This window comes from Actinomadura pelletieri DSM 43383 (genome assembly GCF_003634705.1).
Taxonomy (GTDB): Bacteria; Actinomycetota; Actinomycetes; order Streptosporangiales; family Streptosporangiaceae; genus Spirillospora; species Spirillospora pelletieri.
Window position 1 is genome coordinate 438,236 of sequence record NZ_RBWU01000003.1, and the last position, 26,734, is coordinate 464,969.

Below are 26,734 nucleotides of genomic sequence, written 5' to 3' on the forward strand. Positions count from 1 at the left end.
TGCCGTTCCGACCGGCCCTGCCGTTCCGACCGGCCCTGCCGTTCCGACCGGTCGTGTCCTTCCCACGGGGCTTGCCGGGTCGGTTCACCAGTGCGGCGGACGGTCCTCGAACAGGCGGGAGTCGTCGTCGCCGCGCCACTCGCCCCAGCCGGTGTCGGTGTCGTCGGACGTCTGGTCCGGCAGGATCTCCAGGTCCTCGTCCAGGTGGACCGGCCGGTCGTCGTCGGGTCCCACGCTCATGATCCCCATTGTGGGCGATCGAGCGGCGGCCCGCACTGTGATACGGGTCAAAGCGCGTCAAACGTCGGTGGCCAGCCGGCGCGCGAACTCGGCCGCGGCGGCGCCCGGATCGTCCGCCTCGGTGATGGCCCGTACGACCACGACGCGGGTCGCGCCCGCCGCCCGGACCTCGGCGAGGTTGCCGAGGTCGATCCCGCCGATCGCGAACCAGGGGCGCGTCACCCGGCGTCCGGCGACGTACTCCAGCAGCTTGCGGCCGGGCGCGGGACGGCCCGGCTTGGTCGGCGTCGGCCACACCGGACCGGCGCAGAAGTAGTCGACGCCCGGCTCGACGGCCGCCGCCGACGCCTGCTCCCGCGAGTGCGTGGACCGGCCGATCAGCGTGTCGCCGCCGACGATCTCGCGGGCGGCGGGCACCGGCAGGTCGTCCTGGCCGAGGTGCAGCACGTCGGCGCGGACGGCGTGCGCGACGTCGGCCCGGTCGTTGACGGCCAGCAGCGCGCCGTGCCGCTCGCACGCCGCGCGGAAGACCTCCAGGTAGGCGATCTCCTGGCGGGCCTCCAGGCCCTTCTGGCGAAGCTGGACGATGTCGACGCCGTTCCCGAGCACGGCGTCGAGGAACTCCGGCAGGTCGCCCTGCCGTTCTCGCGCGTCCACGCACAGGTACAGGCGGGCCCTGCTGAGCCGGGCGCGCAACGCCACGCCGCGTTCGGTCGGAAGATGCCTGGCCACGCGGGAAGGCTACCTTTCACGTGCTCGAACCCATGCCGGTGGGGTCGCGCGCCGGTGGCGCCGTTCGCGCGACCCCGTTCGGTGGACGAGTGGGCGGGCTAGAACGCCAGTGCCTGGGCGCGGCGGCGGACCTCGGTTCCCCGGTTCTCGGTGAGCGCGTCCACGGGCGTTCCCGGCAGCGTGTCGTCCGCGGTGAACAGCCAGCGGATCGTCTCGACGTCGTCGAACCCGGCGTCCGACAACAGCGTGAGGGTGCCGGGCAGGCCCTTGATGACCTGACCGTCCTTGATGAACGCCGCGGGCACCATCGGCTGTCCGTCCCGGCGGACGGCCATGAGCCGGTGCTCGCTGATGAGCTGCTTGATCCGGTTGGGCTTGATCCCGAGCCGCTCGGCGGCCTCTTTGAGGGAGAGCCATTCCCCGGCGAGGGCGTCGGTCCGGGGGTCCAGTGCGCTGTCAACGGTTGCGTGCATCTGCGTCACGTCACCCTGCCTACCACGTCCTCGGAACCCTCAAACCCCCTGCACAGGCGTGAGGTTCCGCGGGTGATCGCTATCCGCGAACGGCCTGGCGGACGGGCACGTCCGGGTCGGCGATCGCCGCGGGGTCCACGGGCGTCCCGGCGGCGATCACCCGCCGCGCCTGGACGAGGTCGCGGGGCCGGTCGACGGTGAGGATCGCGTCGAGCCGGTCGCCGGTCAGCCACGCCACCGCCCACTTCGGGTCGGACGGGTCACCACGGTGGACGATCCGTTCCGCCGAAGCGTGACTGCCCGCGTACTGCACCATGCGCCCGAACTGCTCGGACCAGAAGTACGGGACCGCGTCGTACACGGCGTCCTGGCCGAGGAGGGACGCGGCGGCGACCTCCGGCGCGTTCAGCGCCACGTCCCAGTGCTCGACCAGGAGCCGCCGCCCGTACCGTGCCGACCACCAAGAGGCGCAGTCGCCGACGGCGACGACGTCCCGGCGGACCGAGCCGGGCTCCTCGGCCCCCACGTAGGCGCGGAACGAGCCATCGGTGACGACCCCGCGCTCCAGCAGCAGCCCGGAGCCGTCCAGCCAGGACAGCTCGGGCCGGACGCCGACACCGACGACGACCTCGTCCGCGTCGATCCGGTCGCCGCCCGCGAGGACGAGTCCGCCGTCCCGCACCTCGGCGACCTTGACGCCGGTGCGCAGCTCGACACCCGCCTCCTCGTACCAGGGCGCCGTGTACGCGCCCACCTCGGTCCCGATCGCGGCGGCGAGCGGGGTGTCGGCGGCCTCGATGACGGTCACCGAGCAGCCCCGCTTCGCGGCGGCGGTGGCGACCTCGGCTCCGATCCAACCCGCGCCGACGATGACGATCCGGGCGCCGGGGACGAGCCTGGACCGCAGGTCGCGGGCGTCGTCGATGGTGCGCAACACGTGCTGGCGCCCGTCCCCCGGCAGCGTGATCGGTACGGCCCCGGTCGCGATGACCAATCCGTCGAACGGCAGGTCACCGGCCGTGGACGCGACCACGCCACCGGCCGGATCCAGCCGCAGGCCGGTGGCGCGCTCGCCGAGGAGCAGCTCGCAGCGCAGCACGTCCCAGTCGGCGTCGACCGTCGTGTCGTCGGTCTCGCCCGCGAGGACGGCCTTCGACAGCGGCGGACGGTCGTAGGGCCGGTACCGCTCGGCCGAGACGAGCGTCAACGCACCCTCGTGGCCGTTGCCTCGCAGGGCCTCCACCGCGCGGAGACCGGCGAGCCCGCCGCCCACGACGATCACCTTGTCCATAAAGGTCACCCTAACCAGGCGTCGTGCCGCATTCGCGGGGCCGTAAGGTGGAAGCAGGCGAAAACAGCACAAAGCGCGGGAGTCCGGTACGACCGGGCTGAGAGGGCGGCTGGAACGGGCCGCCGACCGCCACGACCTGATCCGGATCATGCCGGCGAAGGGAGCGCGCATGGAGATCGTGATCGTCGGGGCCGGGGTCATCGGCCTCGCCACCGCCTGGCGCACCGCCGCGGGCGGCGCCACCGTCACCCTCGTCGATCCCGAACCCGCGAGCGGCGCGACGTCGGTCGCGGCGGGGATGCTCACCCCGGTCAGCGAGCTGACCTACGGCGAGGAGCCGCTGCTCCGGCTCGGCCTCGCGTCCCGCGACCGGTACGGCGCGTTCGTCGCCGAACTCGAGGAGCTGACCGGCCTCGGCACCGGCCACCGCACCGACGGAATCATCGAGGTCGCGTTCGACGCCGACGACCTGGGCTATCTGGACGATCTACGCCGTTTCCAGGAGAGCCTCGGCATCCCGGTCGAGACGCTGACCGGACGGGAGTCCCGGCGGCTGGAGCCGATGCTCGCGCCGGGCGTCCGCGGCGGCCTGCTCGCCCCCGAGGACGGCTCGATCGACCCGCGACGGCTCGCCCCCGCGCTGCTGGCGGCGGGCGAACGGCTCGGCGTCCGGCTCGTCCGGCGGCGGGCCGCGGAGATCGTCGTCGAGCGCGACACGGCGGTCGGCGTCCGGTTGGACGACGGCACGACGATCCGCGCCGACCGGGTCCTGCTGGCCGCCGGGTCCTGGTCCGGCGACCTCGCCGGACTTCCGCCCGGGACCGTTCCACCCGTCCGTCCGGTGAAGGGGCAGGTGATCCGGCTCCGCACCCGGACGCCGTTCCTCGGCCGCTCCACCCGCGGGCTGGTGAAGGGCTCGTCGGTCTACCTGGTGCCGCGCCTGGACGGCGAGATCGTCCTCGGCGCCACCCAGGAGGAGATGGGCTTCGACACGCGCGTCACGGCGGGCGGCCTGTGGGAGCTGCTGCGGGACGCCCGCGAACTGCTGCCCGGCGTCACCGAACTGGAGTTCGCCGAGGTGTCGGCGGGCCTGCGTCCCGGGTCCCCCGACAACGCGCCCGTGATGGGGCCGTCCGCGCTGCCCGGCCTGTTCGTCGGGACCGGGCATTTCCGCAACGGGATCCTGCTCGCCCCGGTGAGCGCCGACATCCTGTCCGCGATGCTGCTGGACGGGCCCGTTCCCGACGTCGCCGGGCCGTTCACGCCCGGCCGTTTCTCCCCCGAGGTGCACTCATGAAGGTGATCGTCAACGGTGAGCCGCGCGAGCTGCCCGACGGCGCGAGCGTCGCCGACGCGGTCGCGTCCGTCACGACCGCGGGCTCCGGTGTGGCGGCGGCGGTGAACGACGAGGTCATCCGCCGCTCGGCGTGGGAGGCGACCCCGCTGCGCGACGCGGACCGCTTGGAAGTCTTGACCGCCGTCCAGGGAGGTTGAGGGGCGTATGGAACGGAGCGCCAGCGGAGTGGAAAACGCCGCTCAGCCCCCTGCCGGGGGGCGTGGGGGGGGTCGTCCCCCCACCACAACACCGTCCAGGGAGGTTGAGGGGCGTATGGAACGGAGCGCCAGCGGAGTGGAAAACGCCCCTCAGCCCCCTGCCGGGGGGCGTGGGGGGTCATCCCCCCACCAAAACACCGTCCTGGGAGGTTGAGGGGCGTATGGAACGGAGCGCCAGCGGAGTGGAAAACGCCGCTCACCCCCCTGCCGGGGGGCGTGGGGGGTCGCCCCCCACCACAACACCGTCCAGGGAGGTTGAGGGGCGTATGGAGACGCAGGAAGACATGGACACGCTGGTCATCGCGGGTGAGGAGGTGGGGTCCCGGCTGATCATGGGGACCGGGGGCGCGCCGAGCATGCAGGTGCTGCGTGAGGCGCTGGCCGCGTCGGGGACGGAGCTGACCACGGTCGCGATGCGTCGGGTGGACCCCTCGGCCCGCGGTTCGGTGCTGGACGTGCTGAACGACTGCGGCATCCGGGTGCTGCCGAACACGGCGGGGTGTTTCACGGCGGGCGAGGCGGTGCTGACCGCCAAGCTCGCTCGCGAGGCGCTCGGGACGAACTGGGTCAAGCTGGAAGTGATCGCGGACGAGCACACGCTGCTGCCCGACCCGATCGAGCTGGTCGACGCGGCCGAGCAGCTCGTCGACGACGGGTTCGTCGTGCTGCCGTACACGAACGACGATCCCGTCCTGGCGCGGCGGCTGGAGCAGATCGGGTGCGCGGCGGTGATGCCGCTCGGGTCGCCGATCGGGTCGGGGCTCGGGATCCGCAACCCGCACAACATCGAGCTGATCGTCGAGCGGGCGGGCGTTCCGGTGATCCTGGACGCCGGGGTCGGGACCGCGTCCGACGCCGCGCTGGCGATGGAGTTGGGCTGTGACGCGGTGCTGCTGGCGACCGCGGTCACCCGCGCCCAGTCCCCGGCGCGGATGGCGGCCGCGATGCGGCACGCCGTGGAGGGGGGACGGTTGGCGCGGTTGGCGGGACGCATCCCCAAGCGCCGCTACGCGCAGGCGTCCTCGCCGTTCGACGGGATCGCGACTCTGCAGTAGATCTTAAGAGTCGGGTATAGCGATTTTCGCTGGACCTGAAATGTGGACGGCTCGACACTGGAGCGGTCCACCCGGGTCCCGTGCGCCGCAACCCGGCGCGCCGCTTCGGGGTTCATGGAAACGTCCCATACCTAAGGTGCGTGACATGCAGCAGGAAAGCGGCGCGCGGGTCGACAGGCTCGCCGTGGGGGCCGCCACGGTCACGGTGGTCCTGTGGGCGTCCGCCTTCGTCTCGATCCGCAGCGCGGGCGCCGAGTACTCCCCGGGCGCCCTCGCCCTCGGCCGGCTCCTGTCCGGGACGGTCGTCCTCGGTGCGCTGTGGCTCGTCCGGCGCGAGGGGCTTCCACCGAGGGGCGCGTGGCCCGGCATCGTCACCGCTGGGATCCTCTGGTTCGGCGCGTACATGGTGGCCCTGAACTGGGGCGAGCAGCTCGTGGACGCCGGCACCGCCGCCCTGGTCGTCAACATCGGACCGATCCTCATCGCGCTGCTCGGCGGCTGGCTGCTGCAGGAGGGGCTGCCTCCTCGGCTGCTGCTCGGCATGGCCGTGTCGTTCGCCGGTGCGGCCGTCGTCGGGCTGTCGATGTCCGGAGAGGGCAGTTCGTCCGTCGGCGGGGTGCTGCTCTGCCTCGTCGCCGCCGTCACCTACGCGGCGGGCGTCGTCAGCCAGAAACCGGCGCTGCGGCACGCGTCGGCGTTGCAGTTCACCACGTTCGCCTGCGCGATCGGCACCCTCGCCTGCCTGCCGTTCTCCTGGCAACTCGTCTCGCAGGCCGCGGACGCCCCGGTCGGCGCGACCCTCAACATGGTCTACCTGGGCGTCTTCCCCACCGCGCTCGCGTTCACGACGTGGGGGTACGCGCTGGCGCGCACGTCCGCGGGGAAGATGGGCGCGACCACCTACGCCGTCCCGGCCCTGGTCGTGTTGATGTCGTGGCTGTTCCTCGGCGAGGTCCCGGGCCTGATCACCCTCGGCGGCGGTCTGCTCTGCCTCGCCGGTGTGGCCGTGTCCCGCAGCACCCGGCGGGCGCGCCGCGCCGTCGCGCCCGAGCCGGTGTCCCCGGCGAAATCACCCTCCGGGCTCATCGATGCTCATACTCACGACTGATGAGTTCCTTACCGAACCGCCCGTAAACTCGCAGCGATGGACACGACGGTTGCCGATCCCCTCGTCGGGCGGGTGCTCGACGGGCGCTACCGCATTGAGTCTCGCATCGCGCGCGGCGGCATGGCGACGGTCTACCTCGCGCGCGACCTGCGACTCGACCGCGTCATCGCGATCAAGGTGATGCACGCGGGGCTGGCCTCCGACGAGGACTTCGTCGCCCGCTTCATCGGCGAGGCCAAGGCCGCGGCGGCGCTGTCCCACCCGAACGTCGTCGCCGTCTACGACCAGCGCACCGACGGCGAGCACGTCTTCCTCGTCATGGAGTACGTCGCCGGTCACACGCTCCGCGACGCGCTGACCTCGGTCGGACGGTTCGGTCCCCGCGCCGCCCTGGAGATCATGCAGCCGGTGCTGGCCGCGCTCGGCGCCGCGCACCGCGCCGGTCTCGTGCACCGCGACGTCAAGCCGGAGAACGTCCTCATCACCGAGGACGGTCAGGTCAAGGTCGCCGACTTCGGGCTGGCCCGGGCCGAGACGGCGAGCAAGATGACCAAGACCGGGATCATCATCGGGACGGTCGGCTATCTCGCGCCCGAGCAGGTCGTGTCCGGGGACGCCGACGTCCGCTCGGACGTGTACGCCGCCGGGGTCATGCTGTTCGAACTGCTCACCGGGCGGCTCCCCCACCAGGCCGACACGCCCCTCGCCGTCGCCTACAAGCACGTCAACGAGACGGTGCCGGCGCCGTCCGGCGTGGTCCCCGGCATCCCCACCCGGGTGGACGAGCTGGTCACCGACGCGACGAGCCACGACCCGCAGCGCCGCCCGCAGGACGCGAACCAGTACCTCGCCGAGGTCGCCGAGGTGTTCGGCGGGCTGCCCCCCGACATCGACGGCCGGATCGCGGACGCGTCGGACAACGACACGCGCGTCCTGGAGGCCCCGGCCGCCGGCGACCACACCGCCGTCCTCGACGCGGGCACCCTGCCCGCCGCGCAGCGGCCCGAACGCACCCGGGCCGACCGTGCCATCGGCGCGTTGACCGGCCCTTACGTCCTCCTCGCCCTCGGCCTGGTCGCCGCGGTCATCCTCGGGTGGGCGGTCTGGTACCAGACGTCGGGGCAGTACGAGCGCGTTCCGTCGTCCATCATCGGCATGAAGGTCACCGACGCCCGCGACCGGCTGGAGAGCGCCGGGCTGCATGTGCAGACCGCGAAGGCCGTCTACGACGACCGCGTCCACAAGGGCGGCGTCGCCAGGTCCGACCCGCCCGCGGGCTCCCGCATCGCCAGGGGCGAGACGGTCACACTCACCCCGTCCAGGGGCATCACGCCGAAGAAGGTGCCCGACGTCGAGGGCAAGTCGCTGGACGACGCCAAGCAGACCCTCGAGGACGAGGGCTTCACCGTCGGCCGGACGAGCAGGACCCCCTCCCAGACCGTCCCCAGGGACAGGGTCGTCGGCACCGACCCCGAGGCGGGCGCGCGACTGTCCCCGGACGAGCCGGTCGGAATCGTCGTCTCCTCCGGCATGTCGATGCCGGGCCTCCTCGGCCAGAACGGCGACACCGCCGCCAACCAGCTCCGCTCGATGGGTCTGAAGGTCAAGGTCGAGAAGAAGAAGGTCGACGGCAAACCCGCGAACACGGTCCTCGAACAGGACCCCGCCGAGGGCACCGGCGTGTCCCGTGGCGACGAGGTCACGCTCGTCGTCAACAAGCGCGACTGCATCGTCGACGCGGGCCCGTTCGAGTTCGGCTGCAACGACGGCGAGCCGACCGAGAACATCCCCGTCCCGAACATGACGGGCCGTGACGTGAACGACGCCAGGCGGGCCCTGGAAGACTCCGGATTCAAGGTGAAGATCACGGGTTTCGGTGGGAACACGGTCCGTTTCCAGTCCCCGAGCGACGGCGAGGCGCCGCGCGGCTCCACCGTCACGATCGTGCGGGGGCCGTGACATGGGAAACCCGGTCGGCGCGCACGTCCCCGTGGCCGGTGGCCTCGCCACCGGCGGCCTGAAGTACGCCGCCGAGATCGGCGCGGAGGCCGTCCAGGTCTTCGTGGCCAACCCGCGCGGCTGGGCGCTTCCCGCGGGCAGGCCCGCCGAGGACGAGAAGCTGCGCGCCCGCACCGACGTCCCCGTCTACGTGCACACCCCGTACCTGGTCAACGTCGGCTCGCCCACCCCCGACACCCTGGCCAGGTCGGTCGCGGCGATCCGTCACTCCCTGACCCGCGGGCACGCGATCGGCGCCCGCGGCGTGGTGGTGCACACCGGCTCCTCGGTCTCCCAGACCTATGACCAGGCCATGTCCCAGGTCCGCGAGCACGTCCTCCCGCTCCTCGAGGAGATCCCCGACGACGGCCCGGACCTCCTCCTGGAACCCATGGCCGGCCAGAACAACATGCTCTGCGCGAGAGTGCAGGAGCTGGGCCCGTTCTTCGACCGGCTGGAGCATCATCCGAAGCTGGGCGTCTGCTTCGACACCTGCCACGCCTTCGCCGCCGGTCACGACCTCGCGGCACCCGGTGGCGTCAAGGAGACCCTCGACGCGCTGGTCGCCACGGTCGGGGAGGGGCGGCTGAGACTCGTCCACGCCAACGACTCCAAGGACCCGTGCGCGTCCGGCAGGGACCGTCACGAGAACATCGGCGCGGGCCGGATCGGCGAACAGGCCTTCGCGGACCTCTTCCGGCACCCCGCCGTGACGGGTGTGCCGTTCCTCATCGAGACCCCGGGTCGCGCCCCCGAGCCCCACGCCAAGGACATCGCCACCCTCAAACGCCTCCGCGACGCCCTCTGACCTTCCGCGGAGGGCCGGGGCGACATGCGCGAAAGTCGACTCGGGCGCCGCTGAACAACCCCCCGACTGTTCCGCGACGCCCGAGCCACAGGTCACCGGATCCCACCCCCCCGGTACGGGATCCAGCGACTCCGATCCGGCGTGCGCCGGATCTCCGGATTTGCTTTTGTGGGAGGTTCTCGCGGCGTGATCCGGCCGCCCGCCCCTCCGGGGGCGGTTGTGGTCGTTGGTGCCACTGAGAACTCTAGGGGTGTGATGCCTCCGTCAATGCACCTGGAAACGCGGGCCTCGATGAGCGGTAGGTAGTCGGAGATGTGCGTAGAGTAGTCGTCCGATGAGCGGTCGGTTCGGCGGGACGAACGGTCGGCGGGAACGGTCCACGGCGTGGTGGACGCGCCGGTCGACGGTCCGCGGGCGGTCAGCGGGCGACCCTGCCGTCGGGCAGGTGCAGTCTCATCAGCGCGCGGTGGGCGCGGCGCGGGACACGGCGGCGGGTCAGCAGCGACACGGCGACCATGACGAGGCAGGCCGCGGGGGCGGCGACGGCGGTGGGCTGGGCGAGTACGGTCATGGTCCAGCCCGTCCAGGGGGCGGCGAACAGGCGGGCGAGCCCTGCGGCGACGGCGAGGCTCCCGCCGGTGAGCAGCCCTGCGGCGGCACCTGCGGCGGTCAGCCCCCGCCACCAGATGCCGAGGACGAGCAGCGGGCACAGGGAGCACGCCGAGACGGACAGGGCCAGCGTGACCAGGTCGGCCGCGCCGTGCGAGCCGATCTTCGGCAGGACGGCGAGCGGCGCGGCCACGGCGAGCACGGCGCCGGCGCGGAACGCGGCGATGCCACCCCTGCGGCGGGTGCTCTGCGAGATCGTCCCGGCGAGGGCCACCACGACCCCGCAGGACGTGGAGATGAACGCGGCGAACGCCCCAGCGGCGATGAGGCCGGTGAGCAGCGCGCCGCCGGGGCCGGGCAGCATCCGCTGCGGCAGGGTCAGGACGGTCGCGTCGGTGTCGCCGGTCATCAGCAGTTCGGGGGCGTAGAGGCGGCCCAGCATCCCGTAGAGGGTGGGGAACACGTAGAACAGAGCCAGCAGGGCGGGCACGAACGCGGCGGTGCGGCGGGCCGACGCTCCGCTGGCGCTGGTGTAGAAGCGCATGAGGACGTGCGGCAGGCCCATCGTGCCGAGGAGGACGCCGAGCAGCGCGGAGTAGGTGTGGAACAGGCCGTGGGGACGGTCGCGCCCGAACGGCGTCGTCCAGGTCGCTCCGTCCTGGACGGGCAGCCCCTCGGCGTGCGGGACCGCCGCGCCCGCGGGGAACACCAGGCCGGTTCCCGCGCCGATGGTGTGCCTGCCGGGCCGGAGCGGCACGAGGTCGCCGTGGTGGCGGACGCCGTCCACCCGCCCTCGCGCGGTGACCGTGACGGCGGCGGGGACGGTGACGACGACGTCGGTGCTGACCTGCACCCGAGTCGTGGGCCCGAAATGCGGCGGGTCTCCGGCGGCCGGGTCGTGTCCGTCTCCGAGGTTCCACACGCTCAGCAGGACGACCGCGGGCACGGCCACGGCGACCAGCTTCACCCAGAACTGGACGGCCTGCACGGCGGTGACCCCGCGCATCCCACCGGACGCGGCGAGCAGCAACGCGACGACGACGATGACCGCCCATCCCGTCCAGATGGGCGCGCCGGTCAGGACCCGCAACGTCACCCCGGCACCCTGGAACTGCGGCAGCAGGTAGAACCAGCCGACGAAGCAGACGCAGCCGGTGACGATGCGCCGGACGGCCCGGGAACCGAGCCGCCATTCGGCGAAGTCGGGCACCGTGTAGGCGCCGGACCGGCGCAGCGGCGCGGTGACGAAGGCCAGCAGCAGGACGAACCCGGCGGTCGCGGCGATGGGAAACCACAGCATGTCGGCGCCGTAGGCGAGCACCAGCCCGGCGGAGCCGAGGATCGCGGCGGCGGAGATGTACTCGCCGCCGATCGCCGACGCGTTCCACCAGGGCGTGACACCGCGGGAGGCGACCAGGAAGTCGGCGGCGGTTCCGGCGGAGCGGCGGCTGCGGACCCCGTGGACGGACGTCGCCGCCAGCACCGCGACCAGCGCGACGAGCGCCGCGGCGGCGGTCACGGACCGTCCACCGGCCTCGTCAACTCGCGTTCCGCCCGCTCGGCACGTCTCAGCTGCCGTAGCGACACCGCGACCCAGACGGGCTGGACGGCGATGAGCAGGACGACCCAGCTCAGCGGGACGCCGCCGAGCCGCGCCCGCGCGACGGCGGGGACGAGGGCGAGCAGCGCCGGCAGCCCCGCCACCACGGCCAGCACGATCGCGAGGGTCCCGAGGGCGATGCGCAACTGGGCACGGATCAGGGCGGAGACCTCGGCACGCCCCGACGGTTCACCGTGGAGGTCCCCGTGAAGGTCTCCGTGAAGGTCCCCGTGAAGGTCTCCGTGAAGGTTCCGGTGCGGGTCACCGTGCGGAGCCGTCCACCCGCACTCCCCCGAACAGTCGGGGTCGGTATGAAGGGGATCGGGGTCCTGTGGCTCGGTTCCGGGCGGTTCGGGCGCCCCGGCCCGGTCGTCGGCGGAGCGGGCCCCGGGCGGCGGCGCCGCGTCCGCGGAGGTCCGCGCGCGGACCCTGCCGGAGACCACCGTCCGGCGTTCACCGTTCATCGGGCGCGCCTCCCGAGCCGTCGTCCGTACCGTCCGGCTGGTGGAACCGGCGGACCAGCCGTTCCCGCACCTCACGGGTGTGGCGGCGGCTGACCTGCAGAAGCTCGTCGCCGATCTGGACGGCGGCGCGGCCACCGTCGAACCGGACCTCCGTGATGTGCGCGGCGGCGACGAGGGTGCTGCGGTGGATCCGGATGAACCCGGCGGCCTCCCACCGTCTGGTCAGCGCCGACAGCGGCATGCGGACGAGGTAGCCGCCGTCGGCGGTGTGCAGCCGGACGTAGTCGCCCTGCGCCTCCACGTAGGTGACCGCGCGGCGGGACACGAGCCGCGTCCGTCCGCCGAGTTCGACGGGGATCATCTCGTCGTCGGGGTCGCGGGCCTGCGCGGGCGGCGGCACCGCCCGTCCGACGGCCCCGACGACGCGCCGCACCGACTCGGCGAGCCGTTCCGGGCGGACGGGCTTCAGCAGGTAGTCGAGCGCGCCGAGTTCGAAGGCGGTGACGGCGCAGTCGTCGTGCGCGGTCACGAACACGACGTGCGGGGGCGCGGCGAAGCCGGTGAGCAGGCGGGTGAAGTCGAGCCCGTCGAGACCGGGCATGCGGATGTCCAGGAAGACGGCGTCGAGGCGTTCGCCCTCGACGAGCATGCGGCTCAGGTCGCGCAGCGCGGACGAGGCGTCGCCCGCGCGGCTGACCCGGCCGACCCGCGGATCCTTGCGGAGCAGGTAGGTCAGTTCCTCCAGGGCGGGACGTTCGTCGTCGACGGCCAGGACGTGAAGCATGAGGGCGACTTTGCCGCGATTACCGTCTGTCCGCAATCGGTTCCGAAAAGTGAGTGGCGTGTCGCGGCGGCACGGATCAGTCCGGAAACACGCCGGGACGGTACTTCGGGACGCGTAAACTCACCTTGGTCCCGGCGCCGAGCGCGGTCTCGACGGTCAGCCCGTACTCGTCCCCGTAGACCTGGCGCATCCGCTCGTCGACGTTCGCGAGGCCGATGCCGGCGCCGCAGTCGCCGCGCCGCGCGCGGGCCGCGACGCTCCCCCAGCCGACCGGCCCCGGGCGCCCGAGCGGCGCGGAAAGGATCTCCCGGAGCCGCTCGGGGTCCATGCCGACACCGTCGTCCTCGACGCTGATCGCGGCCTCGGCGCCGGAGTCGCGCGCCACGATCGAGATGTGGAACACCCCGCCCGCGTCGGCCATGCCGTGCCGGACGGCGTTCTCGACGAGCGGCTGCAACGCGAGGAAGGGCACCGCGACGGGCAGCACCTCGGGCGCGATCTCGACCCGGACCTTCAGCCGGTCGCCGAACCTGGCGCGCTCCAGCAGCAGGTACCGGTCGATGGAGCGAAGCTCGTCGGCGAGGGTGGTGAAGTCGCGCGGGTTGCGGAACGAGTACCGGGCGAAGTCGGCGAAGTCGAGCAGCAGCGCGCGGGCGCGTTCGGGGTCGGTGCGGACGAACGAGGCGATCGTCGTCAGCGAGTTGTACACGAAGTGCGGGGAGATCTGGGCGCGCAGGGCCCGCAGTTCGGCCTCGGCGAGCCGGAGGCGGGTGTCGTCGAGCCCGGCGAGTTCGAGCTGGCCGGTGACGAGCCGGGCCGCCTCGCCGACCGCCCGGACCCTGGCCGTGGACGGTGTCCGCCAGTACACCGTCATCGCCCCCTCGACGTGCCCCTCGACGGTCAGCGGCGCGACCATCGCCACCTGGACGGGGCACCGCGGATCGCGGCAGCCGAGCAGCTCGGGGGCGACGACCCGGGGGCGGCCCGAGGCGAGCACGGGCAGGGCGTCCCGGACGGCCCGGGGCGCGTGGGCGCCGCGGCCCGCGCCGTCCCACGCCAGCAACCTCGGCATCGCCGGGACGTGCCCGGACTCACCGTCGCCGGGGACCCCGGGGGCGTCGAACCCCTCCTCCGGCGGCAGCACCCCCACGAGCGCGACGGCCTCGGCGCCGAGCAGCGGCCGCAGCCGCCGGGCGGCGGTGCGGGCGGAGTCCTCGGTCAGCCCGCCGCGCAGCGGCGGCGACGCCCGCGCGATCAGGTGCAGCGCCGCGAACGTCGCCTTCTCGGCCGCGTCACCGGGCGCCCGGCGCGGCAGGCCGCGGGCCCGGCCGCGCGGAAGACCGCGCAGCAGGCCGCGCGGGCGCGGGAAGCCGCGCGGGAGGTCGCGTCGAAGGTCGCGGGGCAGTCCGAGCCTCCGGCGCAGCGCCCACGCCCCCGCGGCGGCGCAGGCGGTCGTGGCGCACCCCACGACCGCGGCGACGGACGGTAGGACCATGGAAACGTACGGTAACGTCTGTCGCCCCCGCGGGTCAGTGTGTTGCCCATTTACGATGGTCTCGGCTGGGCCACATCCGCGGTGGCGGCGGACGGCCGGTCACAGCGGCCGGTCACGGCGACAGGTCACGGCGACAGGTCACGGCGACAGGTCACGGCGGCCCGATTACCGCAGCCCGATCGCAGCGACAGGTCACGGCGGCCCGATCGCAGCGGCCGGTCACGGCGGCCCGGTCACAGCGGTGGGGACTCGCCCTCGTCCTCCTGGTAGGAGTAGCGCTGCTCCCGCCAGGGGTCGGCGACGTTGTGGTAGCCGCGTTCCTCCCAGAATCCGCGGCGGTCCTTCACCAGGTACTCCACGCCCCGCACCCACTTCACGCTCTTCCACGCGTACAGGTGCGGGACGACGATACGCAGCGGGAACCCGTGGTCGGGGGTGAGCCGCTCGCCGTCGCGATGGGTGGCGAACATCGTCCCGTCGGCGAGGAAGTCGCTCATCCGGATGTTGGCGCTGTAGCCGTACTCGGCCCAGACCATCACGTGCGTCACGTCCGGCGCGGGCGGCGCCAGCTCCACCATCGCCGAGCCCGCGACGCCCGCCCACTCGTTGTCGGGGATCGTGAACTTCGTCACGCAGTGGAAGTCGCCGACGGCGGTGGACTTGGGCAGCGCGTCGAACTCGTCCCATGACCAGCGGTACTGCTCCCCCGACTCCGTGGCGCCGAAGACGCGGAAGTCCCAGTCGTCGGGCCGGAACTTCGGGACGGGGCCGTAGTGCAGGACCGGCCAGCCCCGGGGGACGTACTGGCCGGGCGGCAGATCGCCGGGCGGCGGTGCGGGCTGTTCGGGGTGGGACATGACGCGGCCATCCTGCCATCCGGCGTGAGGTGAGCCATATTCGGGGTGCGCGCGGGGACCGCGCGGTGTCGGCGCGGAGCCGGACCGGTTAAGCTGAGTCCGTGCGCAACGTCGTCTATTTCTTTTGGTTCGACCAGCCCGGGCGGCTGGTCTGCCGGACGTTGCGCTGACAGACCACCTGACGAGAAGCCCCGGGCCGCACTGGCCCGGGGCTTCCGTCGTCTTCAGGGCATGTTCGCGGGGTCCACCAGGGACCCCGCGCGAACGAGAGAGGCAACACCCATGGTCGTCGTCATGGCCCCGGAGGCCAACGAAGCGGACATCGAGGCCGTCGTCTCGCTGGTCGAGATGGCGGGGGGTGAGGCTTTCGTGAGCCGCGGCGTGGAGCGGACCATCGTCGGGCTCGTCGGCGACGTCCAGCAGTTCGGTTCGCTGAATCTGCGGGCGCTGCGCGGCGTCCACGACGTCCTGCGCATCTCCGCACCGCACAAGCTTGTCAGCCGGGAGAACCACGCCGAACGGTCGGTCGTGCGGGTCGGCGGCGTGCCGATCGGCCCGGGGACCATGACGCTGATCGCCGGGCCATGCGCCGTGGAGACGCCCGAGCAGACCCTCGGCGCCGCGCAGATGGCGCAGGCGGCCGGGGCGACGCTGCTGCGCGGCGGCGCGTTCAAGCCGCGGACGTCCCCGTACGCGTTCCAGGGCCTCGGTGAGGCCGGGCTGCGCATCCTCGCGGACGTGCGGGAGGAGACGGGCATGCCGGTCGTCACCGAGGTGGTGGACGCCGCCGACGTCGACCTCGTCGCCTCCTACGCCGACATGCTCCAGATCGGCACCCGCAACGCGCAGAACTTCGCGCTGCTCCAGGCCGCGGGCGAGTCCGGCAAGCCGGTCATGTTGAAGCGCGGGATGAGCGGGACGATCGAGGAGTGGCTGATGGCCGCCGAGTACGTGGCGCAGCGCGGCAACCTCGACATCGTGCTGTGCGAGCGCGGCATCCGCACGTTCGAGAAGGCCACCCGCAACACCCTGGACATCTCCGCGGTGCCGGTGGCGCAGCGCCTCTCCCACCTGCCGGTGATCGTGGACCCGTCCCACTCGGGCGGCAGCCGCGACCTCGTCCTGCCGCTGACCCGCGCCGCGATCGCCGTCGGCGCCGACGGCGTGATCATCGATGTGCATCCGCACCCGGAGACGGCGCTGTGCGACGGCCCGCAGGCCCTTGTGGACGGCGACCTGCGCGAACTCGCCAAGCTCGTCCGCGACCTGCCGCCGATCGTCGGCCGCGCCCTCACCCGGGCGACCGACCCCGACGCCGTGCCCGCCTGATCGGTATCGTTCCCACCATGGAGTACTGGACCCCCAACTGCGGCCCGCCCGCGCCCCGCACGGGGCGCGGCGACCGCACTCGCTGACCGAGTCCTGAGACGGCGGCCCGGCGCGCTGCGCGCCCGGCCGGTGTCCTCCTGCGCCCCGAATCCGGATCCCCTCTCCGAATTCGAGTCCAGGAGTCACTCCTCGTGTCACAGCACACGGCCGCCCGCGCCCGGCGCGGCGGCCTCCACATCCTGTTCGCGGCGTCCCTGTGGGGCACCACCGGTACCGTCCGCACCTTCGCGGACGGCTCGTCGGCGTTCTCGGTCGCCGCGATCCGTGTCGTCGTCGGCGGGCTGGTCCTGTTCGCGCTCGCCGCGGCCTCCCGGCGCGGCGCCGGGCTGCGCCACCTGTTCCGCGACCGCCGCAACGTGCCACTCGTCGGCGCCGGCGCGGTCACGATCGCCCTGTACCAGACGGCGTTCTTCGTCGCCGCCGGACGCACCGGCGTCGCCATAGCCACCGTCGTCACGATCGGCAGCGCGCCCGCGTTCACCGGCGCGATCGGGCTGGTGGTCAGGCGGTCGGCGCCGGGCGGCCGCTGGGCCCTGGCGACCGCCGGCGCCGTCGCCGGCTGCGCACTCCTCGTGGGCGGCGGCCGGGACGCGGGCGCCGACCCCGCCGGGATCGCGCTGGCGCTACTGTCCGGGCTGTCGTACGCGGTGTACGCGACGGTCGCGTCCGTCCTCATCACCCGGGGCGAGGAGGACCGGGCCGTCGCCGGGGCGCTGTTCGGGGCGGCGGCCGTCCCCCTCGTCCCGGTCCTGCTGACCCAGCCCACGGGCTGGCTGGCCACGGCGCCGGGCGCGCTGATCGCGCTCTACCTGGGCGTGGTCACCACCGGCGGCGGCTACCTGCTGTTCGCGCGCGGCCTGCGCACGACGCCCGCCACCACGGCGACGACGCTGACGCTGGCGGAACCGGCCGTGGCGGCGGTGCTGGGCATCGCGCTGCTGGACGAACGTCTCGGCCCGATCGCGCTCGGCGGTCTCGGGCTGGTGGCGGTGAGTCTGGTCGTCCTCGTCGCGCCCGTTCGGCGGCGGAAAGCAGCCGAACGTGCACAGCCCGGTAACAAATTGGTCTGAACCATTGGCCCGGGGACGCGCGCGGGGCGAGGATGGCCGCCATGACATCGGGCGATGGTGACGCCGGGGGGCGGCTGTTCCCGGAGGATCTCGAAGGCGTCGACCCGGTCGCCGCGGTGATGCTGGCCGACGCGTGCCGCGCCGTCTCCGCCTACCCGGAACTCGTGGTGCTGGGCGCGCTGTTCACCGCGGCCGAGCGCGTCCCCGGCGGCTGGCAGATCGTGTGCCCGTGCGACCCGCTGCCGCAGGGCGCACGCGAACTCCTGGCCGTCCATCTGGATGACCGGGCGGCCCTGGCGAACGCGGAGGAGGCCCGCCGGCTCACCGTCGCGGCGCGGACGCTGCAGGAGGAGGCCGCCGACGAGGTGATCGCGGCCGGGCGGCGGTTCCGGATCGTGCGGATCGAACAACTCGTCCGCACCGGCCCGGACGGTCCCGAGCCGCCCCGCCCGACCGACCTCGACCCGCGGCCCCGCGGCCATCGCTCCACGCGCCCCTACGACCTGCTGCCCGAGAACGGCCCGGCCTCCGACGTCGCGATCGCCGAGCTGCTGAGCCAGGTGCTGAACGCGGCGGCGGGCGGCGAGCCGTCCGGTGTTTCCACGCCGGTCGCGTTGGCGCCCGCGTTCACCGTCGCGGAACGGGGCGAGCGCCGCTGGCGTCCGGTCGGGCGGCTGCACGACGCCCCGCAGCAGGCCCGCGACTCCCTGGTCACCTACTTCCGGCACGTGGTCCCCGCCGTGGAGAGCCCCGCCTCGACGGACGTCGCCCAGTTCGCGGAGGCCGCGGCGCTGATGGAGGACGAGACGCGCCGCAACGGCATCGCCGTCGCCGGCCGCCGGTTCCGCATCGTCCGCATCGAACGCGTCACGCTGATGGGCCCGGACGGCCCCGAACCCCCGCGCCCGACCGACTTCGACGCGCGCTGAGTTTATTGCAGGCACGGCCCACTGCGCTCGCCTGGCGGCTCGCTACGTGACCGTTCCTGGGGCGAACGCGGCATCGCTTCGCGATCTGCCCGACTCCGCTCGCCTTCGGCATCGCTACATCGGGCAGGTCACGCGTTCGCGCGCGGGGCTGAGGTCGCTGTACTTATTGCAGGACCGCCCCACTGCGCTCGCCTAACGGTTCGCTACGTGACCGTCCCTGGGCGAACGCGCATCGCTTCGCGATTCGCCAGGTTTCGCACGCGTTCGGCAGCGCTGCACCAGGCGGGTCACGCGTTCGCGCGCGGGGCTGTGTTACTACAGGCCCGGCTCGCTACGTGACCGTCCCTGGGCGAACGCGCATCGCTTCGCGATCCGGCAGGTTTCGCACGCCTTCGGCGGCGCTGCACCGGGCAGGTCACGCGTTCGCGCGCGGGGCTGAGGTCGCTGTGTTGATACCAAGACCGGAACACTGCGCTCGCCTAGCGGACCGCTACGCGACCGGGACTGGGCGAACGCGCATCGGTTCGCGATCCGGCAGGTTTCGCTCGCCTTCGGCGGCGCTGCACCGGGCGGGTGACGCGTTTGCGTGCGGGTTGAGGTTGTTGTGTTTGTGGGAGGACCGGCCCACTGCGCTCGTCTTGTGGCTTGCTGCGGGAGCGGGGGTGGGCGAACGTGTGTCGCTTCGCGTGTGGGGGTGAGGTCGCTTCGGAGCGGCGTCAGCGCGCGTTTGGGGGCGTGGCCGGGTCGGCGTAGGCGGGGCGGTGTTCCTGGACGGATTCCACGAGTTGTTCGGCCAGTTCACCGACGTCCAGGCGCTTCTCGATCTGGCGCAGGTCGTCGATCTTCGCCCTGGTCTCGGCGCGGCGGGGCGCCAGGACCGTGCAACAGTCCTCGTCCGGCAGCTCGGAGATCGTCAGGGTGCGGATCCGGCGGGCCTGGTCCATGATCTCGACCTTGTCCATGCCGACGAGGGGCCGCAGGATCGGCAGCTCGACGGCGTCGTCCAGCGCGGTGATGTTGGCGAGCGTCTGGCTCGACACCTGACCGAGCGCGTCGCCGGTGATCAGTGCGCCGCCGCGCAGGCGGCGGGCGAGCAGCTCGCCGGTGCGCAGCATCAGCCGGCGCTGCGCGACCACGGCGAGCCGGTCGGCGCCGGACGACTTGATCTGCTGCTGCGCCTTGCCGAACGGGACGACGAACAGCCGGGAGCCGCCCTGGAACTTGTCCAGCTCGCGGACCAGCGCGTACGCCTTGTAGATCGACTCGGGGCCGGTGAAGGGCATGCCGGAGAAGTGCAGGTAGTCGACGCGCAGGCCGCGGCGCATCATCCGGTACGCGGCGACGGGCGAGTCGATGCCGCCGGACATCAGCACGAGGGCGCGGCCGCTCATGCCGACGGGCAGGCCGCCCTGGCCGGGCAGCCCACCGGAGTAGACGAACACCTCGTCGCGGTCGACCTCGATCGACAGGGTGTGCTCGGGGTCCTTGAGCCGGACGGGCTGCCCGTACCTGGCGGTGAGGAGGGTGCCGATGTGCCGGTCGAGTTCGGTGGAGGTCATCGGGAACCGCTTGTCGCGGCGGCGGGACCGGACGGCGAACGCGCCGGTGCGGCCGTCCATGAGTTCGAGCGCGGCCTGTTCGACGCTGGCGAGGTCCTTGCCGACGCGCCAGGCCCGGTGCGCCCACACGATGCCCATGACGTCGGTGATCCGCTGCGCGACCCGGTCCATGGTGACGAGGTCGGCGTCGTGTTTGCGGACGATGAACACGCCGTGCCGCCGGATCACGTCGACCCGGGCGATGGGCCGGACGGCGGCGCGCACGTTGTCGGCGAGGCGGCGTTCGAACTGCTCGCGGTTCTTGCCCTTGAGGACGACCTCGCCGAGTTTGAGCAGCACACACGGCTCGCCCGCGACGGGCGACTGTTCGCGGACGTCCGCCGCCGCGGTGTCGAGCGTGGTCATGCGTGGTCCTCCTGGCGGGAACAAGGTCCGAGGGGTGGAACTCCAGTGTGGCTCAGACTGAGCAACACCGCGACTCGGTCAGCGTGTTCCCGCCCGGAGGGCCGGTCGGTCGGAGACGCCCGCTCAGCCGAAGAAGACCTCGGCCTCGGAGTAACGCTCCAGCGGGACGGTCTTCAGCTCCTTGGTGGCCTCGTCGAGACCGACCCGGATGATGTCGGTGCCCTTGAGCGCGACCATCTTGCCGTAGTCGCCGTCCTTGACGGCGTCGATGGCCTGGAGGCCGAAGCGGGTGGCGAGGACGCGGTCGAACGCGGTGGGCGTGCCGCCGCGCTGGATGTGCCCGAGCACGGTGGCGCGGGCCTCCTTGCCGGTGCGCTTCTCGATCTCGTCGGCCAGGAGCTGGCCGATGCCGCCGAGCCGGACGTGCCCGAACGCGTCCCGCTCGCCGGTCTGCAAGCGCATCTGCCCGTCGATGGGGTGGGCGCCCTCGGACACCACGATGATCGGCGCGTAGCGGGTCTTGAACCGGCTCTCGACGTACTGGCAGACCTTCTCGATGTCGAAGGGCCGCTCGGGGATGAGGATGACGTTGGCGCCCGCGGCCATGCCGACGTGCAGCGCGATCCAGCCCGCGTGCCGCCCCATGACCTCGCAGATCAGGGCGCGGTGGTGGCTCTCGGCGGTGGTGTGCAGCCGGTCGACGGCCTCCATGCCGATGTTCACCGCGGTGTCGAAGCCGAAGGTGTAGTCGGTGGCGTTGAGGTCGTTGTCGATCGTCTTCGGCACGCCGACGACCTTGACGCCCTGGGCGTACAGCTCCCGGGCGACGCCGAGGGTGTCCTCGCCGCCGATGGCGATCAGCGCGTCCACGCCGAGGCCGGCGAGATTGTCCTTGATCCGCTCGACCCCGCCCTCGACCTTGATCGGGTTCGTCCGGGACGAACCGAGGATCGTTCCGCCGCGCGGCAGGATCCCGCGCACGGCCTGGACGTCGAGGGCCACGGTGTCGCCTTCGAGGGGACCGCGCCACCCGGCGCGGAAGCCCACGAACTCGTAGCCGAAGACCTGGACGCCCTTGCGCACGACCGCGCGGATGACCGCGTTCAGGCCGGGGCAGTCACCGCCTCCGGTCAGCACTCCGACGCGCATGCCTTCTCCTTCTGCCACCGGGCTCCTCCCTCGGTCTTCACACCTCAGACTAGCCGTCCGGGCAGGACGGCACGGGGCATTCGCCGGGGACCCGGCGCGCCCTCATTGGTCTAGACCATAGCCGTTGCCGTGGGGTCGTCGCGCGGGGTCCCCACCGATCACGCGGATCCGTCCGCGGACGACCAGCGCCACCCCGCCCGGCACCCGCCTAACGGCCGCCCGGCGCGGCCGGGGCGGCGACGCGCCGTCGTAGGACCAGCGGGCCTCGACGAGCGCCAGTTCCCGTGCCGCCTCGGCGGTGAGTTCGGCGCGCCGGGCCCGCGCGAGGTCCCAGCCGTCCCGGAAGGATCCCCGGGTCGGACGTTCGGCCGCCCAGCCGGCGAACGTCGCCGTCCAGGACGCGCCGTACGAGCCGGCGAGCAGCGGCCAGGCGCGGGCGACCTCACCGGCCCGTTTGGCGAGGATGCCGCGCGCGGTCGCCCGGACCGCGTCGGCGTCGAACCCCTCGGGCAGGGGTCCACCCGCGGCCAGGGCCCGGACGAGGGCCCCCTGCGCGGCCGCCAGTTCGGTGTCGAAAAGTTCGCTCATGTGACCGCCGGGAATCCGGAGGCGGCGGCGATGGCGTCCAGCTCGGCCCGCAGCTCGTCGACGGGCGGGTAGTGGCCGTCGCGTTCCAGGAGGAACCCCGGCGGCCGGTGCCTGGCGCACAGCTCGGCGACCAGGTCCAGGACCTCGGACGGGACGGCGGCGGCATGCGTGTCGTGGTACCGCCCGCCCGCCTCGGAACCGCCGGCGACGTGGCAGTACGCGACACGGTCGAGCGGCAGGCGGTCGAGGAGGGCGAGGGGGTCCTCGCCGCGGTTGCGCGCGTTGGCGTACACGTTGGCGACGTCCAGCAGGAGGAGGGCGCCGGTGCGGTCCAGCAGTTCGGTAAGGAAGTCGGCCTCGGTGTACTCGGCGTCCGGCCAGTCGAAGAGCGTGGCGATGGGCTCGACGGCCAGCGGGACGGGCAGTTCCGCCCTGGTCCGGCGGATGTTGGCGGTGAGGACGTCCAACGAGGCCCGTGTCCGCGGGACCGGCAGCAGGTGACCGGCCTCGATCCCGCCCGCCCGGACGAACGCGACGTGCTCGCTCACCAGCGGCGCCTTCAGGGCCTCGGCGCACGCGGCGAGGTGCGCGACCCGGTCGGCGGCCACCGGCTCGGCGCCGCCGAGGGAGAGCTTCACGCCGTGCGGGACGATCGTCACGCCGCAGTCGCGCAGGGCCGCCAGGTCGGGTGCGGGACGCTCCGGATGGACGGACTCGGCGATCACCTCGGTGAAGCGCAGGCCGGGCAGCGCCTCGACGAATCCCGCGATCTCGGGACGCCAGCCGACGCCGACCCCGAGTTCCAAAACGGTGACGTCAGAAACCACCGCCGCCTCCGCACGAGCTGCCGCTGCTGCTCCCGCACGAGCTGCCGCTGCTGCTCCCGCACGAGCTGCCGCCCCCACACGAGCTGCTGCTGCTCCCGCACGAGGAACCGCCGGCCCCGCAGGAAACGGTCGAGCACACCACGTAGACGCTCGCACAGGACGTGCCGACGGGCATGGGGGTGGGGAACCTGGTCGTCCCGACGTAGCGGCCGAGCCCGATGGTCTGGACGAACACGGGGTCGTACGCCATCAACGCCACCGGTCCGAACACCGCGATGCCCAGCAGCGCCGACTGCGGGTCGAGATCGGCGTACGAGGGCTTGTGCGCCGGATTGAGGTGGGCGTTCGAGGTCCTGCTCCGCTCGACGAAGCGTTCGCCCTCCACCGTCAAGGGCCAGCGGGCACGGAGCAGGCGCTTCCCGATCACGTTGACGGCGAGCATGGCCGCCAACGGAAGCAGGAACTCCGGGAAGCCTTGGAAGAAGTCGGCGAAGTAGAGCAGGAGGCCGAGCGCCGTCCACGCCAGGCGGAGCAACCAGGAGGTCCGCCAGGCGCGCCAGTAGTTCGGACCGATCAGCGCGCCCTCCGCGACGAGCCCGTCGTGGAGCCGGTCGAGCGCGTCCCTGACGCCCTTCTCGTTGTTCAGTTGGTGGACCGTCCAGGCCAGGCCGCCAAAGAGCGCCATATAGATCGCCGCGTCCAGCGGCGCGCCCGCGGCGCGCTGGTCGGCGGTGGACGGCTTGGTCGCCGTCAACCGGCCGTCGGCGTGGGCGTCGACGAAGCCGTCGAGCCGCAGCGCCGCGATCGCCGTGGCGACCGCGTGCCGCCGGTCGCCGTGCAGATAGGCGACCTCGTACGGATGCAGGTCATGGGTCGGGGCGTGGCCGTTGGTCACGTCCGCCCACGCGTTCCGCAGGAACCTGAGCAGGACGATCCCTGCGGCGACATGGCCCGCGAAGAGTGCGAGTCCCAATAAGGCGTCGGCCATGGTGTTCTCCCGTCTGATACGCCTTCGATGATCGGGCGCTCGGCGATCAGACGCCGTGTCCCCCGTCACGGTTTCCGCCACGGATGTTCTCCTCGTCGAGGCCCCGCTCGATGGCGTAACGGACGAGTTCGACGCGGTTGTGGAGCTGGAGTTTGCGCAGCGTGTTCTGCACGTGGTTCTGCACCGTCCGGTGGGACAGGACGAGCCGTTCCGCGATCTGCTTGTACGTCAGGCCCTTGGCGACGAGCCGCAGGACCTCCGTCTCGCGTCCGGTCAGGCGCGGGGCGTCGTCGTCCGCGCGGGCGCCTTCGCCGTCTCCGGCGCCCTTCCCGGTGGCGAGCCTGCGGTACTCGCCGAGGACGAGTCCGGCGAGGCCGGGCGTGAACACGGCGTCGCCCGCGCCGGTGCGGCGGACCGCGTCCAGGAACTCCTCCCGCGCCGCGGACTTGAGCAGGTACCCGGTGGCGCCCGCCTTGACGGCGTCCAGGACGTCCTGCTGCTCGCCGCTCGCCGACAGCACCAGGACGCGGGCGGGCGGGTCGGCGGCGACCAGCCGGCGGGTCACCTCGACGCCGCTGATGTCGGGAAGCTGAAGGTCGACGACGGCGACCTGGGGACGTGTCGCGGCGGCGACACGGACGGCGGCGCGGCCCTCGCCCACGGTCGCGACCACCTCGTGACCGGCCTCGGCGAGGTCCCGGGCGACCGCGTCGCGCCACATCGGATGGTCGTCCACGACCATGACTTTGAGGGGAACGTCGCTCACGGGTCACACCCTAGGACGCGGCGCGGTCAGGGTCGGGGGACGGTCATCTCGATCTCGGTGCCCGCGCCGTCGGCGGTGGAGATCGCGACCGTGCCGCCGAGGTCGCGGACGCGGCCCTGGATGGACTGCGCGACGCCGAGCCGGCCGTCCGCCGCCGCCTCCGCCAGGCGCCCGGCGGGGATGCCGGGGCCGTCGTCGCGGACGCTGACCGTGACCTCTCCGTCGCCGTCCTCCAGGAGGATCCACGCGCGGACGCCGTCGCCGCAGTGGCGCCGGACGTTGTCCAGCGCCGCCGTCACCGCCGCGTCGATCTCCCGGGCGACACGGCCGGGCAGCGGCACCCCGGTCGCGGGCGTCGAGACCGTGACCGACGGGGACGCGTGCCGGTTCAGCGGCACACGGAGATCGACCTCGTCCGCGGCGGCGGAGTCGGGCCCGGTGGCGATGAGGGCCCGCAGCGCCGCCTCCTGCTCGCCCGCGAGCCGTCCGAGGTCCGCGGCCGCGCCGCCGAGTTCGTCGCCGCGGCGACGGACCATCGCCAGCACCTGGAGCACCGAGTCGTGGATGCGGCGGGCGAGCCGCTCCCGTTCCCGGGTGGCCGACTCCAGCTCCACGGCCCGCGCCAGCCGCGCCTCCGCGTCCAGCGCCAGCCGGACGACGTGCCCGCCGACGAGGCCCGCGAGGAGCAGCAGCACGATGCCGTTGAACGTCGCCAGGCCGATCTCGCCGACCGTCCCGGCGAGCGCGTGGACCAGCAGGTGGGCGGCCGACAGCACGAGCGCGGCGGCGACGCCGAGCCGCCGCCCGCCCGCCACCGCCCAGGACATGACCGCCGCCGCCACCCACGACACCGGCAGCGTCGGACGGCCGTCCGCGAGGTTCTCCGGCGTCTCCACCCACGCCGTCGCGAGCAGGCACCCGGACGCGACGACGAGATCGGCGACCAGCAGTGGCCATCTTCGCCGCCGCGCCCCCGTGAAGGCGGGCACCGTGAACGCCGTCCAGGCGGCCATGCCGGCGAGGACGGCCCAACCGCCGGCGGGACGGGCGTAGCCGTCGACGTTCATGACGATCAGGACGGCGGCATACCCCAAGGTCAGAACGCGGTAGACCGCCAGCGCCCGCCACAGCGCGGACTCCAGCCCCGGGCCCGCCCGCACACCGCGATCAGCCAGCGTCGGTCAACCCTCCGTCGTCCTCGACCGGCCGCACCGGCTTCCCGGCCAGCTCCGCCTTCACCTCGGCGGCGTAACGGTCGACGTACTCCTGGCCCGACAGCTCCCGGATCGCCGCCATGATCTCGTCGGTGACCTCCCGCAGGACCTCCCGGTCGTCCTCGCGGCCGTAGAAGCGGGAGAAGTCCAGCGGCTCGCCGAAGCGCACGCCGGGCCGCACCCCGAGCCGCGGCAGCGGCTTGCCCGGCGGCATCAGCTCGAACGTGTTGATCATCGCCATCGGGATCACCGGGACCCGGGACTTGAGCGCCAGCCGCGCCACGCCCGTCTTGCCGCGGTACAGCCGGTGGTCGGGCGCGCGGGTGCCCTCGGGGTAGATGCCGAGCAGCTTGCCCTCCGCGAGGATCCGCAGCCCCGTGCGCAGCGCCGCCTCGCCCGCCGGGCCGCCCGTCCGGTCCACCGGCACCACGCCGACGCCGGTGAAGAAGCCCTTGCTGATCAGCCCCTTGATCCCCTTGCCGGTGAAGTACTCGCCCTTGCCGATGAAGTAGATCGGGCGCAGCAGCGGCAGCGGCCCGAAGAAGTGGTCGGCGAACGACAGGTGGTTGCTCACCAGCAGCGCCGGACCTCGCTTCGGGACGTTCTTCATCCCCCGGTTCCGCGGCCACCAGCCGAGGTACAGGATGGGCGAGAGGACGACCCTGAGCAGGATCCAGAACCAGAGCATGCGGGACATCTTCCCACCCCGCGGCCGCCCCCGCTCTACCGGCCGGACGGGCCGTCGCCGGGTGCCGCGGAATGAACGTAGGCTCTGAGGCGTA

At 73.0% G+C, this 26,734-nt stretch carries 26 protein-coding genes and 1 riboswitch; of the genes, 9 read left to right on the top strand and 17 right to left on the bottom strand.

Features of this window, described 5'->3' with window-relative positions; genetic code table 11:
• Positions 1-84 precede the first annotated feature (84 nt).
• The 4 genes from BZB76_RS34790 to BZB76_RS15235 form a co-directional block, all read right to left on the bottom strand.
• Positions 85-240 carry a hypothetical protein gene (locus BZB76_RS34790; RefSeq protein ID WP_170180641.1) on the bottom strand — a complete coding sequence of 52 codons (156 nt, stop codon included), beginning with the start codon at positions 238-240 and terminating at the stop codon, positions 85-87.
• 57 nt (positions 241-297) lie between these two features.
• Positions 298-972, bottom strand: coding sequence for a thiamine phosphate synthase (gene thiE, locus BZB76_RS15225; RefSeq protein ID WP_121435021.1), 675 nt, complete (start codon positions 970-972; stop codon positions 298-300).
• 98 nt (positions 973-1,070) lie between these two features.
• Positions 1,071-1,445: an Rv2175c family DNA-binding protein gene (locus BZB76_RS15230; RefSeq protein WP_121435494.1), complete on the bottom strand. Its 375-nt coding sequence runs from the start codon at positions 1,443-1,445 to the stop codon at positions 1,071-1,073.
• A 79-nt stretch (positions 1,446-1,524) separates the two neighbouring features.
• A complete protein-coding gene (locus BZB76_RS15235) occupies positions 1,525-2,736 on the bottom strand; it encodes an NAD(P)/FAD-dependent oxidoreductase (protein ID WP_121435022.1) in 1,212 nt (403 codons plus the stop codon).
• A 65-nt stretch (positions 2,737-2,801) separates the two neighbouring features.
• A riboswitch (TPP riboswitch) is annotated at positions 2,802-2,916 on the top strand.
• Between BZB76_RS15235 and thiO the strand changes: the two genes are divergently transcribed.
• The 6 genes from thiO to BZB76_RS15265 all read left to right on the top strand — a co-directional run bounded on the left by thiO (position 2,906) and on the right by BZB76_RS15265 (position 9,259).
• A complete protein-coding gene (gene thiO / locus BZB76_RS15240; RefSeq protein ID WP_121435023.1) occupies positions 2,906-4,033 on the top strand; it encodes a glycine oxidase ThiO in 1,128 nt (375 codons plus the stop codon). It overlaps the preceding riboswitch by 11 nt.
• A complete protein-coding gene (thiS, locus tag BZB76_RS15245) occupies positions 4,030-4,230 on the top strand; it encodes a sulfur carrier protein ThiS (protein WP_121435024.1) in 201 nt (66 codons plus the stop codon). Before thiO ends, thiS begins: the two co-directional genes overlap by 4 nt.
• A gap of 326 nt (positions 4,231-4,556) precedes the next feature.
• On the top strand, positions 4,557-5,345 hold the full coding sequence (locus tag BZB76_RS15250; protein ID WP_281273872.1) for a thiazole synthase: 789 nt from the start codon (positions 4,557-4,559) through the stop codon (positions 5,343-5,345).
• Positions 5,346-5,490: 145 nt separating this feature from the next.
• Positions 5,491-6,453, top strand: a complete 963-nt coding sequence (locus BZB76_RS15255; protein ID WP_121435025.1) for a DMT family transporter — start codon at positions 5,491-5,493, stop codon at positions 6,451-6,453.
• A gap of 36 nt (positions 6,454-6,489) precedes the next feature.
• On the top strand, positions 6,490-8,412 hold the full coding sequence (pknB, locus tag BZB76_RS15260; RefSeq protein WP_121435026.1) for a Stk1 family PASTA domain-containing Ser/Thr kinase: 1,923 nt from the start codon (positions 6,490-6,492) through the stop codon (positions 8,410-8,412).
• A gap of 1 nt (position 8,413) precedes the next feature.
• Entirely contained in the window at positions 8,414-9,259 is an 846-nt protein-coding gene (locus BZB76_RS15265) for a deoxyribonuclease IV (RefSeq protein WP_121435027.1), read from the top strand.
• A gap of 418 nt (positions 9,260-9,677) precedes the next feature.
• Here BZB76_RS15265 and BZB76_RS15270 read toward each other — a convergent pair whose 3' ends face one another.
• From BZB76_RS15270 to BZB76_RS15290, 5 genes are all read right to left on the bottom strand, one after another.
• Positions 9,678-11,387: a sodium:solute symporter family transporter gene (locus tag BZB76_RS15270; protein WP_121435028.1), complete on the bottom strand. Its 1,710-nt coding sequence runs from the start codon at positions 11,385-11,387 to the stop codon at positions 9,678-9,680.
• Entirely contained in the window at positions 11,384-11,932 is a 549-nt protein-coding gene (locus BZB76_RS15275; RefSeq protein ID WP_121435029.1) for a hypothetical protein, read from the bottom strand. Before BZB76_RS15275 ends, BZB76_RS15270 begins: the two co-directional genes overlap by 4 nt.
• On the bottom strand, positions 11,922-12,716 hold the full coding sequence (locus BZB76_RS15280; protein WP_121435030.1) for a LytR/AlgR family response regulator transcription factor: 795 nt from the start codon (positions 12,714-12,716) through the stop codon (positions 11,922-11,924). The genes BZB76_RS15275 and BZB76_RS15280 overlap by 11 nt, the downstream gene beginning before the upstream one ends.
• Before the next feature lie 76 nt (positions 12,717-12,792).
• A complete protein-coding gene (locus tag BZB76_RS15285; RefSeq protein ID WP_121435031.1) occupies positions 12,793-14,211 on the bottom strand; it encodes a histidine kinase in 1,419 nt (472 codons plus the stop codon).
• 233 nt (positions 14,212-14,444) lie between these two features.
• Entirely contained in the window at positions 14,445-15,068 is a 624-nt protein-coding gene (locus tag BZB76_RS15290) for a sulfite oxidase-like oxidoreductase (RefSeq protein ID WP_121435032.1), read from the bottom strand.
• A 282-nt stretch (positions 15,069-15,350) separates the two neighbouring features.
• Here BZB76_RS15290 and aroF point away from each other — a divergent pair, with 282 nt between their 5' ends.
• The 3 genes from aroF to BZB76_RS15305 all read left to right on the top strand — a co-directional run bounded on the left by aroF (position 15,351) and on the right by BZB76_RS15305 (position 18,456).
• A complete protein-coding gene (gene aroF / locus BZB76_RS15295; protein ID WP_121435033.1) occupies positions 15,351-16,397 on the top strand; it encodes a 3-deoxy-7-phosphoheptulonate synthase in 1,047 nt (348 codons plus the stop codon).
• 191 nt (positions 16,398-16,588) lie between these two features.
• A complete protein-coding gene (locus BZB76_RS15300) occupies positions 16,589-17,527 on the top strand; it encodes a DMT family transporter (protein WP_121435034.1) in 939 nt (312 codons plus the stop codon).
• 41 nt (positions 17,528-17,568) lie between these two features.
• Positions 17,569-18,456 (top strand): DUF5954 family protein, encoded by an 888-nt coding sequence (locus tag BZB76_RS15305; protein ID WP_121435035.1) that lies wholly within the window; start codon positions 17,569-17,571, stop codon positions 18,454-18,456.
• A gap of 716 nt (positions 18,457-19,172) precedes the next feature.
• Here BZB76_RS15305 and thiI read toward each other — a convergent pair.
• The 8 genes from thiI to BZB76_RS15345 all read right to left on the bottom strand — a co-directional run bounded on the left by thiI (position 19,173) and on the right by BZB76_RS15345 (position 26,640).
• Positions 19,173-20,420, bottom strand: a complete 1,248-nt coding sequence (gene thiI, locus BZB76_RS15310) for a tRNA uracil 4-sulfurtransferase ThiI (RefSeq protein ID WP_121435036.1) — start codon at positions 20,418-20,420, stop codon at positions 19,173-19,175.
• A gap of 123 nt (positions 20,421-20,543) precedes the next feature.
• Positions 20,544-21,569 (bottom strand): 6-phosphofructokinase, encoded by a 1,026-nt coding sequence (locus tag BZB76_RS15315; protein ID WP_121435037.1) that lies wholly within the window; start codon positions 21,567-21,569, stop codon positions 20,544-20,546.
• 102 nt (positions 21,570-21,671) lie between these two features.
• A complete protein-coding gene (locus BZB76_RS15320) occupies positions 21,672-22,157 on the bottom strand; it encodes an SCO6045 C-terminal-like domain-containing protein (RefSeq protein ID WP_121435038.1) in 486 nt (161 codons plus the stop codon).
• Positions 22,154-22,984, bottom strand: coding sequence for an MbnB/TglH/ChrH family RiPP precursor modification enzyme (locus tag BZB76_RS15325; RefSeq protein ID WP_121435039.1), 831 nt, complete (start codon positions 22,982-22,984; stop codon positions 22,154-22,156). Before BZB76_RS15325 ends, BZB76_RS15320 begins: the two co-directional genes overlap by 4 nt.
• Positions 22,974-23,972 carry a TIGR04222 domain-containing membrane protein gene (locus BZB76_RS15330; RefSeq protein ID WP_121435040.1) on the bottom strand — a complete coding sequence of 333 codons (999 nt, stop codon included), beginning with the start codon at positions 23,970-23,972 and terminating at the stop codon, positions 22,974-22,976. Before BZB76_RS15330 ends, BZB76_RS15325 begins: the two co-directional genes overlap by 11 nt.
• A 46-nt stretch (positions 23,973-24,018) precedes the next feature.
• A complete protein-coding gene (locus BZB76_RS15335; RefSeq protein ID WP_121435041.1) occupies positions 24,019-24,714 on the bottom strand; it encodes a response regulator in 696 nt (231 codons plus the stop codon).
• Between the two features lie 50 nt (positions 24,715-24,764).
• A complete protein-coding gene (macS, locus tag BZB76_RS15340) occupies positions 24,765-25,898 on the bottom strand; it encodes a MacS family sensor histidine kinase (protein ID WP_246006962.1) in 1,134 nt (377 codons plus the stop codon).
• 7 nt (positions 25,899-25,905) lie between these two features.
• Complete coding sequence (locus BZB76_RS15345) at positions 25,906-26,640, bottom strand: lysophospholipid acyltransferase family protein (RefSeq protein WP_121435497.1); 735 nt, start codon at positions 26,638-26,640, stop codon at positions 25,906-25,908.
• Positions 26,641-26,734: the final 94 nt, after the last annotated feature.